The sequence below is a fragment of the Cupriavidus sp. SIMBA_020 genome, assembly GCF_046535395.1.
Taxonomy (GTDB): Bacteria; Pseudomonadota; Gammaproteobacteria; order Burkholderiales; family Burkholderiaceae; genus Cupriavidus; species Cupriavidus campinensis.
This window is the reverse complement of sequence record NZ_JAWRWU010001430.1, coordinates 1-244: the sequence shown is the minus strand read 5'-3', so window position 1 is coordinate 244 and position 244 is coordinate 1. Positions and strand designations below refer to the sequence as shown.

At 65.2% G+C, this 244-nt stretch carries 1 pseudogene; it reads left to right on the top strand.

The features are described from left to right. Positions 1-244 (top strand): annotated as a pseudogene (locus tag SB751_RS34265) (4-hydroxy-3-methylbut-2-enyl diphosphate reductase); the annotation flags it as partial.

Here is a 244-nt window from a genome sequence, read left to right as displayed (position 1 = left end):
GCACGGCGCGCCCGTCTACGTGCGCCATGAAATCGTCCACAACCGGCACGTGGTCGAGAACCTGCGCAACAAGGGCGCGCGTTTCGTGGAAGAGCTCGACGAAGTGCCCGAGGGCGCAGTCGCCATTTTCAGCGCCCACGGCGTTGCCAAGACGGTCGAACGCGCCGCCGAAGAACGTGACCTCGACGTGCTGGACGCAACCTGTCCGCTCGTCACCAAGGTCCACGTGCAAGGCCGTCAGTAC